The organism is Streptomyces sp. NPDC053493 (assembly GCF_044544825.1).
Taxonomy (GTDB): domain Bacteria; phylum Actinomycetota; class Actinomycetes; order Streptomycetales; family Streptomycetaceae; genus Streptomyces.
In genome coordinates this window covers 25,917-37,227 of sequence record NZ_JBITXS010000013.1, presented here as the reverse complement: position 1 = coordinate 37,227, position 11,311 = coordinate 25,917, and the positions used below count along the sequence as shown (strand labels likewise).

Annotated in this window: 10 protein-coding genes and 1 pseudogene; 3 read left to right on the top strand and 8 right to left on the bottom strand. The window is 73.7% G+C overall.

All coding sequences use genetic code 11. The features are described 5' to 3' along the window. Positions 1 to 7: 7 nt before the first annotated feature. Complete coding sequence (locus ACIGO8_RS29350; RefSeq protein WP_399736933.1) at positions 8 to 1,228, bottom strand: acetyl-CoA C-acetyltransferase; 1,221 nt, start codon at positions 1,226 to 1,228, stop codon at positions 8 to 10. A gap of 309 nt (positions 1,229 to 1,537) precedes the next feature. Then, positions 1,538 to 2,530, bottom strand: a pseudogene (locus tag ACIGO8_RS29345) (SGNH/GDSL hydrolase family protein); the annotation flags it as partial. Between the two features lie 133 nt (positions 2,531 to 2,663). Between ACIGO8_RS29345 and ACIGO8_RS29340 the strand changes: the two are divergent. Both ACIGO8_RS29340 and ACIGO8_RS29335 read left to right on the top strand, forming a co-directional pair. After that, on the top strand, positions 2,664 to 4,058 hold the full coding sequence (locus ACIGO8_RS29340) for a cystathionine beta-synthase (RefSeq protein ID WP_399736931.1): 1,395 nt from the start codon (positions 2,664 to 2,666) through the stop codon (positions 4,056 to 4,058). Between the two features lie 349 nt (positions 4,059 to 4,407). After that, positions 4,408 to 5,241 (top strand): MurR/RpiR family transcriptional regulator, encoded by an 834-nt coding sequence (locus ACIGO8_RS29335; RefSeq protein WP_399736929.1) that lies wholly within the window; start codon positions 4,408 to 4,410, stop codon positions 5,239 to 5,241. Positions 5,242 to 5,286: 45 nt separating this feature from the next. Here ACIGO8_RS29335 and ACIGO8_RS29330 read toward each other — a convergent pair whose 3' ends face one another. The 6 genes from ACIGO8_RS29330 to ACIGO8_RS29305 form a co-directional block, all read right to left on the bottom strand. After that, positions 5,287 to 5,658, bottom strand: a complete 372-nt coding sequence (locus tag ACIGO8_RS29330; RefSeq protein WP_399736927.1) for a hypothetical protein — start codon at positions 5,656 to 5,658, stop codon at positions 5,287 to 5,289. 44 nt (positions 5,659 to 5,702) lie between these two features. Beyond that, positions 5,703 to 6,095: a roadblock/LC7 domain-containing protein gene (locus ACIGO8_RS29325; protein WP_399736925.1), complete on the bottom strand. Its 393-nt coding sequence runs from the start codon at positions 6,093 to 6,095 to the stop codon at positions 5,703 to 5,705. A 41-nt stretch (positions 6,096 to 6,136) separates the two neighbouring features. After that, positions 6,137 to 6,931, bottom strand: a complete 795-nt coding sequence (locus ACIGO8_RS29320) for a transcriptional regulator (protein ID WP_399736923.1) — start codon at positions 6,929 to 6,931, stop codon at positions 6,137 to 6,139. Next, positions 6,928 to 7,323, bottom strand: coding sequence for a hypothetical protein (locus ACIGO8_RS29315; RefSeq protein ID WP_399736921.1), 396 nt, complete (start codon positions 7,321 to 7,323; stop codon positions 6,928 to 6,930). The genes ACIGO8_RS29320 and ACIGO8_RS29315 overlap by 4 nt, the downstream gene beginning before the upstream one ends. 227 nt (positions 7,324 to 7,550) lie before the next feature. Further along, positions 7,551 to 8,030 (bottom strand): SRPBCC family protein, encoded by a 480-nt coding sequence (locus ACIGO8_RS29310; RefSeq protein ID WP_399736919.1) that lies wholly within the window; start codon positions 8,028 to 8,030, stop codon positions 7,551 to 7,553. Next, a complete protein-coding gene (locus tag ACIGO8_RS29305; protein WP_399736917.1) occupies positions 8,027 to 9,385 on the bottom strand; it encodes a diaminopimelate decarboxylase in 1,359 nt (452 codons plus the stop codon). Before ACIGO8_RS29305 ends, ACIGO8_RS29310 begins: the two co-directional genes overlap by 4 nt. Before the next feature lie 114 nt (positions 9,386 to 9,499). On the opposite strand from ACIGO8_RS29305, the gene hutU reads away from it, so the two are divergent. After that, on the top strand, positions 9,500 to 11,176 hold the full coding sequence (gene hutU, locus ACIGO8_RS29300; protein WP_399736915.1) for a urocanate hydratase: 1,677 nt from the start codon (positions 9,500 to 9,502) through the stop codon (positions 11,174 to 11,176). Positions 11,177 to 11,311 lie beyond the last annotated feature (135 nt).

The window sequence follows — 11,311 nt, the reverse complement described above, 5'->3', positions numbered from 1 at the left end:
CTGCGACTCAGCTCAGCCGCTCGATGACCATGGCCATGCCCTGGCCGCCGCCCACGCACATGGTCTCCAGGCCGAACTGCTTGTCGTGGAACTGCAGGCTGTTGATGAGCGTGCCGGTGATGCGGGCGCCCGTCATGCCGAAGGGGTGGCCCACGGCGATGGCGCCGCCGTTGACGTTGACCTTGTCCAGGTCGAAGCCGAGGTCGCGGTAGGACGGGATGACCTGCGCGGCGAAGGCCTCGTTGATCTCGACCAGGTCGATGTCGCTCGTGGTCAGGCCGGCCCGCTTCAGGGCCTGCTTCGACGCCTCGACCGGGCCGAGGCCCATGATCTCGGGGGACAGGCCGGAGACGCCGGTGGAGACGATCCGGGCGAGCGGGGTCAGGCCCAGCTCGCGCGCCTTGGTGTCGGACATGATCACGAGCGCGGCGGCGCCGTCGTTGAGCGGGCAGCAGTTGCCGGCGGTGACCAGGCCGTCGGGGCGGAAGACCGGCTTGAGGCCCTCGACGCCCTCCAGGGTCACGCCGGCGCGCGGGCCGTCGTCCTTCGACACGACCGTGCCGTCGGGCAGCGTCACCGGGGTGATCTCGCGCGCCCAGAAGCCGTTCTTGATGGCCTCCTCGGCGAGGTTCTGCGAGCGGACGCCGAACTCGTCCATGTCGCGGCGCGTGACACCCTTCCAGCGCGCCAGGTTCTCGGCGGTCTGGCCCATGGCGATGTACGCGTCGGGGACCAGGCCGTCCTCGCGCGGGTCGTGCCAGGTGGAGCCCTCGGAGGCGGCGACCTCGGCGGTGCGGGCCTCGGCCTCGGCGAAGAACGGGTTGTGCGTGTCGGGCAGCGAGTCGGAGTTGCCCTTCACGAAGCGGGACACCATCTCGACACCGGCCGAGATGAAGACGTCGCCCTCGCCCGCCTTGATCGCGTGCAGCGCCATCCGGGAGGTCTGCAGCGAGGAGGAGCAGTAGCGGGTGACGGTGCAGCCCGGGAGGTGGTCCATGCCCATCTGCACGGCCACGATGCGGCCCAGGTTGTTGCCCTGCTCGCCGCCGGGCAGACCGCAGCCGAGCATCAGGTCGTCGATGTCGCGCGGGTCGAGCTCGGGGACCTTGGCGAGGGCGGCCTGGATGATCGTGGCGGTCAGGTCGTCGGGCCGCAGGTCCTTCAGGGAGCCCTTGAAGGCCCGGCCGATCGGCGAACGGGCGGTCGAGACGATCACGGCTTCGGGCATCACGGCTCCAGGAGGGTGCTGGGTGAGCGGACAGAAAGGGAAGTTACCTGTACGTACCGCGCGGGTCACCGGCCTCGGTGTGTGATGCGGACCTCTTTTCTAAGCGCTCGCTCAGTCCCGGGGCAGGGGCATGCTGCGCGGCCCGCCGCCGGACCCTTCCGCCCGCCGCGTCCGGCCGCCCGGGCCCGAGGCCTCCGTCCCGGCCGCCCCGGCCGTATCGGCCGTGCCCGCGTCCGTCGCGCCCGCACCGGGTCCCTGCCCACCGCCGGCCCCGACCCCGGCCCCGGCCGCGTCCGTCGCCGCCCCGGCCTCGCCCGTCTCCGTCCCCTCCGTCGCCGGCACGCCCGGCTCCGGCAGCCGCCGGCGCCTGCGGTGCTTGAGCAGGGCCCAGGGCGCCCGGGCGCCGGTGACCTCCGTGCCGGCCTCCTTCGCGGCCTCGGCGGCCGCCTTCGCCACCGGCAGCATGTTCTCGCGCCGGTCCACGTCGATCCGGTCGGCCTCCGGCCAGACCCCGAGCGCCGCGCACACCGTCGGCAGCACCGCCATCGCCGCCGTCGCGTAGCCCTCGGCCGACGGGTGGAAGTTGTCGACGCCGAACATCTCGCGCGGATTGGCCGCGAACTCCGGGCCGAGCAGGTCGCCCAGCGACACCGTCCTCCCGCCCTGCTCGACCACCACGATCGTCTGCGCGGCCGCGAGCTGCCGCGAGGCCCGCCGGGCCAGCCAGCGCAGCGGCTGATAGACCGGCTCGATGGTGCCCAGATCAGGGCACGTGCCGACCACCACCTCCGCGCCCGCGGTCCGCAGCCTGCGGACCGCGGCCGCCAGACAGCGCACCGACTGCGTGGCCGGCATCCGGTGGGTCACGTCGTTCGCGCCGATCATGATCACGCACACGTCCGGCGGTCCGGCCGGCGAGCCCGGCGTGGCGAGCAGCAGCGACACCTGCCGCTCCAGGTCGTCCGAGCGCGCCCCGGGCAGTGCCACGTTGCGCAGGTCCACCGGCCGCTCGGCCACCGCCGCGAGGCCCGAGGCGAGCAGCGCGCCCGGTGTCTGGCCGGCCCGGCGCACGCCCTGGCCGGCGGCCGTGGAATCACCCAGAAGGGCCAGCCGCAGCGGCTCCTCGGAGCCGTAGACCCGCCCGTAGCGCCCGTCCGCGCCCGGCGGCATCGGTGCCACTCCGCCGCCCACCGACCGCTTGGCCAGCGCCGCCTCGGCCAGGAGCACCCCCACGCCGGCCACGCCGAGCAGGCCGATGCCCCCGCCGCCGTACGCCGCGCCCGCCGCGATCCGCCGTGCCACTCTCGCCCTGGACATCGTCGGCCGCCACCTCCTTCTCGCCGTCCCGTGGTTACTCACTGCCCCGTAAGCGGCTCCGCCTACGCATCGCACGGAATACGCTGGCAGCACCATTACGGAGACCCCGGAGACTACGGTGCAATTCCACGACTCGATGATCAGCCTCGTCGGCAACACCCCGCTGGTGAAGCTCAACAACGTGACCGCGGGCATTCAGGCGACGGTCCTGGCCAAGGTCGAGTACTTCAACCCCGGCGGGTCGGTCAAGGACCGCATCGCCCTGCGCATGATCGAGGCGGCCGAGGAGAGCGGCGCTCTCAAGCCCGGCGGCACGATCGTCGAGCCCACGTCCGGCAACACCGGCGTCGGCCTGGCGATCGTGGCCCAGCAGAAGGGCTACAAGTGCATCTTCGTCTGCCCGGACAAGGTGTCCACGGACAAGATCAACGTGCTGCGGGCGTACGGCGCCGAGGTCGTCGTCTGCCCGACGGCCGTCGATCCGGAGCACCCGGACTCGTACTACAACGTCTCGGACCGTCTCGTCCGTGAGACGCCGGGCGCCTGGAAGCCCGACCAGTACTCCAACCCGAACAACCCGCGCTCGCACTACGAGACCACCGGTCCCGAGCTGTGGGAGCAGACGGACGGGAAGATCACCCACTTCGTCGCGGGCGTCGGCACCGGCGGCACGATCTCGGGCACCGGCAACTACCTGAAGGAGGCGTCCGGCGGCAAGGTCCAGGTCATCGGCGCGGACCCGGAGGGCTCGGTCTACTCCGGCGGCTCCGGCCGCCCGTACCTGGTCGAGGGCGTCGGCGAGGACTTCTGGCCGACCGCCTACGACCAGAACGTCGCCGACCGGATCGTCGCGGTCTCCGACAAGGACTCCTTCCAGATGACCCGCCGCCTCGCCAAGGAGGAGGGCCTGCTGGTCGGCGGCTCCTGCGGCATGGCGGTCGTCGCGGCCCTGGAGGTCGCCAAGGAGCTCGGCCCCGACGACGTCGTGGTGGTGCTGCTGCCCGACTCCGGCCGCGGCTACCTGTCGAAGATCTTCAACGACGAGTGGATGGCCGACTACGGCTTCCTGGAGGACACCTCCTCCGCCACCGTCGCCGACGTGCTGCGCCACAAGTCGGGCGGCATGCCCTCGCTCGTCCACATGCACCCGGACGAGACGGTCGGCCAGGCCATCGAGGTGCTGCGCGAGTACGGCGTCTCGCAGATGCCGGTCGTCAAGCCGGGCGCCGGCCACCCCGACGTGATGGCCGCCGAGGTCGTCGGCTCGGTCGTGGAGCGCGAGCTGCTGAGCGCGCTGTTCACCCAGAAGGCCTCGCTGGAGGACCCGCTGGAGGACCACATGTCCGCGCCGCTGCCGCAGGTCGGCTCCGGCGAGCCGGTCGCCGACCTGATGTCGGCGCTCGGCCGGGCGGACGCCGCGATCGTGCTGGTCGAGGGCAAGCCGACCGGTGTGGTCAGCCGTCAGGACCTGCTCACCTTCCTGGCCGCCAACGGCGGCACGAAGCAGCACTGAGGTCACCGGCTCGCCGGGCGCCCGGGGAGCCGCGCGGGCCCGCCGGCCGTGGGCGGGTACGTTCGCGCAATCGGTACGAGCGCGACACGTACCCGCAGCACCCGCTTAACAACGCCGGGGCACAGTAGTCCCTGTCGGCGTCACGGACACCCGGAGCGGCTCCCGGAACTCCACACACGCCACCGGACGCGGACCGGCCCTGACCCGGGCCCGTGTCCCACGCGGGGACCGCCGTCGTCCCGCCCCCCGGAAACGGGGGTGCGGCGGTCCCCGCGCCATCCTTCCCCTTGCCCTCCTGCATATCCTCATACAGAGTTCTGGGTGAGTGAATAGGCGGAAGGGGGACGGCATGAGCGACAGCCCGGCCGGACGGCTGCAGGCGCTCTTCGAGGGGCACCGGCTGACGCCGACGCAGCGGCGGATCGCGCACTGCATGGTGCGCCGCGCCGCCGACGTGCCCTTCCTGTCCAGCGTGGAGCTGGCCGAGCTCGCCGGAGTCAGCCAGCCGTCCGTCACCCGCTTCGCCGTCGCCCTCGGCTTCGACGGCTATCCGGCCCTGCGCCGCCATCTGCGCGAGAGCGTGCCGGCGGTCGCCGAGGAGCACGCGGTCCACAACGAGTACCAGCAGGCCGTGCTCGGCGAGATCGAGAACCTCAGGCACCTCGCCGAACTGCTCGCCGATCCCGCGCCCGTCGAGCGCGCCGGGCGGCTCCTCGCCGCCTCGCGGCCGCTGCCCGTGCTCGGGCTGCGGGCCGCCTCCTCGCAGGCGCGCGGCTTCGCGTACTTCGCCGGCAAGGTCCACCCGGACGTCCGGCTGCTCGACGAGGGCGGCTCGATGCTCGACGACCGCATCGACGCCGCCGTACGGGCCGGGGCCACGGCGCTGCTGTGCTTCGCGCTGCCCCGGCACCCGCGCGAGGTCGTCGACGCCCTCGCGTACGCCCGCGCCGCCGGGCTCACGGTGGTCACCGTCGCCGAGTCCGCCTTCGCGCCCGTCGCCGCGCACAGCGACCTGCTCATCCCGGCCGCCGTCGGCACCGGCCTCGCCTTCGACACCGCCTGCGCGCCGATGCTGCTCGGGCGGGTGCTCCTGGAGGCGATGGCGGACGAACTCCCGGACGCCCAGGCCCGGCTCGAGGAGTTCGACACCAAGGCGGCCGCGCGGAGCCTGTTCGTCGACTGAGGCGCGACGGCGGGGCCGCGGGCCCGGGGCCTGAGGGCTTCGGGCTCAGACCTCCAGGTCGTCGCCGATCCGCTTCAGCTGGTGGCGGGCCATCGCCAGGTTGGAGCGGTTCTTGTCGAGGGCCAGGTAGAGGAACAGGCCGTTGGCCGAACGGGACTTCAGCAGCCGGATCAGGTGGTACTGGGAGCCGAGGGTGATGAGGATGTCCTCGATCTCCTCGTTGAGGCCCAGCATCTCCATCGTGCGGACCTTGGCGCGCACCACGTCCGTGTTGCCGGCCGCCGCCACGTTCAGGTCGAGGCCGTTGCCGCCGCCGATGGTGCCGAGCGCCATGCCGCTCGTGTAGTCGACGAGGGCGGCGCCGATGGCGCCTTCGATCTGGGCCGCTTCCTTGAGGGAGGTCTCGGTGTTCGCCATGGTTCTTCCTTCGCGGTCGTGTCGGGAGTGGGTGAGCGATCGGTTCAGTTCAGGTCTCTGCGTTCCAGGGCGCCGTCCACCAGCTCGCCTATCCGCGCGCTGGACCGGCGGGCCTCCAGGTGGAGCCGGCCGACGTTGATGCGCGGCTCGGCGAGCAGCGTGAGGACGGCCGAGCCGCCCGCCGCGTACGTCGCCACGTAGCCGTGCTCGCCGCGCACCAGCAGCTCCCGGAAGCCGCCCTGCCCGGTGGTGTCGGCGAGGCGCTGCCCGACGCCGAGGGCGGCGGCCGTCAGCGCGGCCACGCTCTCCGCCTCGCCGTCCACGGCCTCCTGCGCGAGCACCAGGCCGTCGGCGCTGGCCGCGAGGGCGCCGGTGAGCTGCGGCAGCCGGGCCCGCAGCCGTCTCAGTTCGCCGAGTACCTCGGCTTCTGCGGTCATCAGTTGTCTCCTCTCGGCGCGCAGGCGCAGGGCACGCCTCATCACAGTGCTGCCTCCAGGGCGTCACGGAGCCGGCGGAGCAGGGCGACGTCGGGGTCGGTGGTGGCGGCGGCCTCGCCGATCCAGGCGGGCACGGCGGGCGGCGCGGGCGGCGGCGCCTCGTACGGCGTCTCCACCAGGCCGTCCGCGGCGAGCCGCCGTACCTCCAGCAGCGTGTGGAAGGCGGGCCTGCCCAGCAGCCGGGCGATGTCCGCCGGTGTCCGTACGCCGTCGGCGGCCGCGAGCAGCGCCCGGCGCCGGACGCCCACCGGCCGGCCGGGAGCGGCGGGCCGGGGCACGACCGGCGCGGTGTCGACGGCGGCGTAGGGCCAGACGCTGTCGAGGAGTTCGCGGCGGCGCAGCGTCTCGCGTTCGACGGCTCCGGTGTCGACCGGCCGCACGGGGCCGAACCAGTGCCCCACGCCGTAGCGGAAGCGGGTCGGGCCGCTGGCCGGCGCGAGGGCGAAGAAGGCCGCGTCGAAGACGGCGCCGAGGTGGCAGATCTCCAGTTCGCCGTCGTGCAGCCGGCCGCTGTCGACCAGGAAGCGGCCGACGGCGCCGAGCGCTCCGGCCCGGTCGACGGCCTCCTCCCAGCCCTCGCGCGGCAGCCGGCCGGCCGCCGTGAGGAGCACGTCGACGCCGGGCGCGCTGGGGCTCTCGGCGTGCACGACGCGGCCGTCGACGAGGTAGAGCGTGCCGTGGTCGCGCAGCAGCGCGCCGGTGGCCCGCTCGGCGGCGAGGCGGGTGAGCATCGGGGAGACGGGCGTGGCCGTGCCCGGGACCGTCGTCGCCGTCATCCGAGCACCAGCCGCTGCGCGAGGTCGCCGAGCCGGATGCGGGCGAGGGCGAGGTTGCCGGTGGTCCGGTCGAGCCAGAGGTGGAGGCAGACACTGCTGTCGAAGGCGGTCTCGACGAAGCGGATCACGTGATAGCCGGCGCGGGTGGTGACGATCAGGTCCTCGACGGGCGGGAGGTCCTCGGAGGAGGAGGCCTCCTCGCCGGCGGGCGACTCGAACTCGGCCGCGGCCCGAGCGAGTTCGGCGCTCTCGGCGGCGGTGGTCTCGTGGTCGCCGACCGGGGACTCGCCCGCCGTCCCGAGGGCCAGTCCGCTGGTCCAGTCGACCAGCCAGGCCCCGCGTGCCCCGGGCAGGCTCATGGCCTCCAGCAGGCACTCGTCGATTCCGGGCACGCGTGATCCCCTCCCGATGCGGCGTGCGGACGTACGGCAGTAACGGTGACGCTACTCAACGTCGTGATCGCCGGGGCGAGTTCTGGCATTTTCCAGCGGAATTTGTCAGAGAGGTGGCCGACGGACGCCCCGCAGGCGTCAGGCCGGGCCGGGGGCGGCGCCGAGCCTCGGCCCAGGCCGGGTCCGAGCGACGGCGGGGCTCGGTCCGGGCCGGGTCCGGAGGCGACCTAGCCCCGGCTCTCGACCGCCCGCCGGATTTCGTTCAGGTCCTTCGCGAGCGCCCGTGCGACCGCCCGCGCGCCGAGCCGGCTGACCAGGCGGGTGAGCAGACCGGGCGCGCGGTCGTGGGCGGGGCGGGCGGTGAAGGTCATGCGCAGCGTGGTCACGGTGGCGGCGACGGCCGGCCCGTCGGGCACGAGGGCGATCTCGCAGACGTAGTGCATGCCGTGCGAGTCGGCCACCGTGACGTAGCGGTCGGGCGGCTCGCACACGGTCACGGTCATCTCCTCGGTGGCCGACCGGCCCATCATCCGCCGGGTCTCGCGCCAGCGGGTGCCCACGGCGAAGCCGCCCTCGGTGAGCACCTCGACCCGCTCGACCGAGGACAGCACCCGCGGCATGTTCCGCAGGTCGGTGATCGACTCCCAGACCCGGCCGGGCGAGGCGGCCACCCGGCGTTCGACGACCACGGAGGTGCTGTGCGTCATGGCTCCATGGGAGCACCGTGCGCCGGCTCCCGCAGCGGCTGGGCGAGGAGGGCGTCGGGCCGGTCGCCGCCCGACTCGGCCACGATCTCCTCCAGGCTCTGGGCCCTGCGGACGGTCGCGAAGGCGATGCCGCCGTCGTCCGTCGGGGTGAATCCGTGGACGGCGGGCCGGGGCAGGCTGTTGTACGCGTAGTGGTGGGCGAAGTAGTACGCGCCGGTGTCCGGCACCGCCACCACGTCGCCGGGCCGCAGCGGCGGCAGCGCGCGGCCGACGGCGATCAGGTCCCCGGCGAAGCAGGCGGGCCCGGCCACGTCCTGGACGACCTCCTCGCCCGTGCGGGGCCGGCCCTCGGCGTCGTAGGCGAGCACGCGCAGCGGCCAGGACTCGGGCGCGTAGACGGTGCGGGTGGCGAGCTGGACGCCGGCGTGGGTGACGGCGATGGGGCGGCCGCCGGAGGTCTTGGTGTACTCGACGCGGGCGAGCACCGTGCCGTGCTTGGCGAGCAGGGACCGGCCGAACTCGGTGACCAGCGCGTACCGCCCGTCGAAGAGGCCGGGCACGGTCGAGGCGAGCAGCCGGGCGTAGGTGTCGTAGGTCGGTGTCTCCTCGTCGGAGGCGAAGTTCACCGGCAGGCCGCCGCCGATGTCGAGGGTGTCGATCTGCTGCCGGCCGGCCTTGGTGTTGATCTCCTCGGCGAGCGCGTAGGCGGCGCCGACGCCTTCGGCCATCAGGGCGAGCGGGACGCCCTGGGAGCCGGTGTGGGTGTGCAGCCGGGTGAGCCAGGGCCGGTCCAGGTAGGCCTGGACGACGGCCTCCCGCGCGCCCTCGTCGCGCAGCGCCACGCCGAACTTGGAGGTGGCGGTCGCGGTCGACAGCGCGCCGATGGAACCGGCGCCGACCTGCGGGTTCACCCGGAGGCCGAGCGGTGAGGCGGTGGGCGCGGCGGCGGTCAGACCGTCGAGCCGGGCCAGCTCCTGGAGGTTGTCGGCGTTGACGGCGACGCCGAGCGCGAGGGCCTGGCGCAGTTCGTCGGGCGTCTTGGCGGGCGAGTCGAGGACCGTACGGGCCGGCGGCACCCCGGCCGCGCGGGCCAGCGCCAGCTCGCCGGGGCTCGCGACCTCGACGCCGAGTCCCGCCTCGTGCAGCAGGCGCAGGACGGGCACGAGCGGGGCGGCCTTGACGGCGAAGGCGTGCAGCACGGGAGCGTCGGTGACGGCGGCGAAGGCGCTGGTCAGGGCGGCGGCGGAGGCGCGGATGCCGGTGGTGTCGAGGAGGGCGACGACGGGTTCGGCGGGAGTGAGGAGTCCTTGTTCGACGGCGGCGCGGACGGCCCGGTCGCGGCGGGAGGAAGCCATGGGTCCAACCATGGGTCCATCCCACCACCGGGTGGGAGGGCGGCGCAGCTGTTGACTAAGACTATTCAGCCGGTCAGGATGTGAATATCTGAATCACATTCGAGGAGGCACGCCATGTCAGGACCCCGCCCCGTACGGGCCCCGCGCGGTACGGAACTGAGCGCCCTGGGATGGCAGCAGGAAGCCGCCCTCCGGATGCTCCAGAACAACCTCGACCCCGAGGTCGCCGAGCACCCCGACAAGCTCGTCGTCTACGGCGGCACCGGCAAGGCCGCCCGCGACTGGCGCTCCTTCGACGCCATGGTCCGCACCCTGAAGACCCTCAAGCAGGACGAGACCATGCTGGTCCAGTCCGGCCGCCCGGTCGGCGTCATGCAGACCCACGAGTGGGCCCCGCGCGTCCTCATCGCCAACTCCAACCTCGTCGGCGACTGGGCCAACTGGGAGGAGTTCCGCCGTCTGGAGGCCCTCGGCCTCACCATGTACGGCCAGATGACCGCCGGCTCCTGGATCTACATCGGCACCCAGGGCATCCTCCAGGGCACCTACGAGACCTTCGCCGCCGTCGCCGCGAAGAAGTTCGGCGGCACCCTGGCCGGCACGATCACGCTCACCGCAGGCCTCGGCGGCATGGGCGGCGCCCAGCCGCTCGCCGTCACCATGAACGACGGCGTCGCGATCTGCGTCGACTGCGACCCGCGCGCCATCGAGCGCCGCATCGAGCACCGCTACCTCGACGTCAAGGCCGACAACCTCGCCCACGCCCTCCAGCTGGCCACCGAGGCCCGCGACGCCCGCCGCCCGCTGTCCATCGGCCTCCTCGGCAACGCCGCCGAACTGCTCCCGCAGATGCTCGCCGAGGGCGCCCCGATCGACATCGTCACCGACCAGACCTCGGCCCACGACCCGCTGTCCTACCTGCCCGTCGGCATCGCCTTCGAGGACATGGCCGACGCCGCCGCCAAGGACCCGGCCGGCTTCACCACCCGCGCCCGCGAGTCGATGGCCCGGCACGTCGAGGCCATGGTCGGCTTCATGGACGCCGGCGCCGAGGTCTTCGACTACGGCAACTCGATCCGCGGCGAGGCCCAGCTGGCCGGCTACGACCGCGCCTTCGCCTTCCCCGGCTTCGTCCCGGCCTACATCCGCCCGCTGTTCTGCGAGGGCAAGGGCCCGTTCCGCTGGGCCGCCCTGTCCGGCGAGGCCTCCGACATCGCCAAGACCGACCAGGCGATCCTCGACCTCTTCCCGGAGAACGAGTCCCTCCACCGCTGGATCAAGATGGCCGGCGAGCGCGTCCACTTCCAGGGCCTGCCCGCCCGCATCTGCTGGCTCGGCCAGGGCGAGCGCGACAAGGCGGGCGCCATGTTCAACGACATGGTCGCCGACGGCACCCTCGCCGCGCCGCTCGCCATCGGCCGCGACCACCTCGACTGCGGCTCCGTCGCCTCCCCGTACCGCGAGACCGAGGCCATGCTCGACGGCTCCGACGCCATCGCCGACTGGCCGCTGCTCAACGCCATGGTCAACGTCGCCTCCGGCGCGTCCTGGGTGTCGATCCACCACGGCGGCGGCGTCGGCATGGGCCGCTCCATCCACGCCGGCCAGGTCTCCGTGGCCGACGGCACCAAGCTCGCCGGCGAGAAGATCCGCCGCGTGCTCACCAACGACCCCGGCATGGGCGTCATCCGCCACGTCGACGCCGGCTACGACATCGCCGAGCGGGTCGCCGACGAGAAGGGCGTCCGCGTCCCGATGCGCGAGGGCGGCACCGAGGAAGGCTCCGCGTGAGCGACAGCTTCCACGCCATGTGGGCGTGGGGGGGGGGGGGCGGGGGGCCCGCCCCCCCCCCCGGGGGGGGCCGCCCCCCCCCCGGGGGGGGGGGGGCCCCCCCGGGGCCGGGGGGGGGGGGGGGGGGGGGCGGGC